This window comes from Mesorhizobium sp. M0496 (genome assembly GCF_040321205.1).
Taxonomy (GTDB): Bacteria; Pseudomonadota; Alphaproteobacteria; order Rhizobiales; family Rhizobiaceae; genus Mesorhizobium.
The window spans coordinates 1-1,041 of the sequence record NZ_JAMYRC010000107.1 but is presented as its reverse complement, the minus strand read 5'-3'; the positions used below and the strand labels follow the sequence as shown (position 1 = coordinate 1,041).

Below are 1,041 nucleotides of genomic sequence, written 5' to 3'. Positions count from 1 at the left end.
GCCAGCTTGTTGGCCAGCGCCACTGCTGCCAGCTTGGGGGTTTTGCGCGCAATCAGGGTCTGTAACCAGGGCCAAACCCGTTTGCTGCCGCGCCGCATATGTTGGATGAGAGCGGTGGCGCCCACCACCAGCACGCTTCGCAGCATCTCGTCACCAGCGCGGGTAATCACGCCAAGCCTGTTTCTACCTGCCGTCGAGTGATTTTTCGGTGTCAGTCCGAGCCAGGCGGCAAAGTCGCGCCCCGATCTGAAGCCATGTGCATCCGTAACCTTGATGGCCAGTAGCGTCGCTCCGACAGGACCAATCGCCGGTATGGCGGCCAGCCGCTGGCTCATTTCGTTCTGCTTGTGCAGCGTAAGCAGCTTTTCATCGAGTGCGGCGACCTCGCCGCTGATATGCGCATAGTCGCGCGCCAGGGTCTCGAACATGTCCCTGGCTAGGTCCGGGACCGTCGCGTCGATGCGAATGTCGGCCAGCAGATCGCCGAGCCGGGAAAGCCCCTTGGGCGCGGTCAGGCCGAACTCCGCCGCAAAGCCGCGGATCGAATTGGCCAGCTGCGTGCGCCGGCCGATGAACTGCGCGCGCAGTTTCGCTAACATCTGTGCCGCCTGCTGGTCGGCGCTTTTGGCGGCAACGAAGCGCATGCGTGGCCGGCTCATCGCCTCGCAGATCGCCTCGGCATCGGCCGCATCCGACTTGGAGCGCTGGACATAGGGCTTCACGTGCTGCGCAGGCAGCAGCAGCACATGATGACCCAGCGTACGCAATTCCCGCGCCCAGTAATGCGCCGCGCCGCAGGCCTCCATGCCAACCTTCAGCGGCGAAAGCCCGGCAAAAAAGGCAAGCACCTGGCCACGCCGCAGCTTCTTGCGCAGCACCGGCTGTTCAGCTTCATTCACGCCATGCAATTGGAAAACGCTCTTTGACGTATCCATGCCAATGCGAATAAGATTTTCCACGGACGGTCTCCCTTGCTTGAGATCTGTAACGACCTCATTCTGGCACATCATGATGCCGTCGGGGGCCGTCCACCCCAACACG

Annotated in this window: 1 protein-coding gene; it reads right to left on the bottom strand. The window is 62.4% G+C overall.

Annotated elements, in window-relative coordinates:
• Positions 1–959 (bottom strand): IS110 family RNA-guided transposase (locus NKI73_RS33545; protein WP_352636342.1); only part of this gene is annotated, 959 nt, incomplete at its 3' end.
• Between the last annotated feature and the right edge of the window lie 82 nt (positions 960–1,041).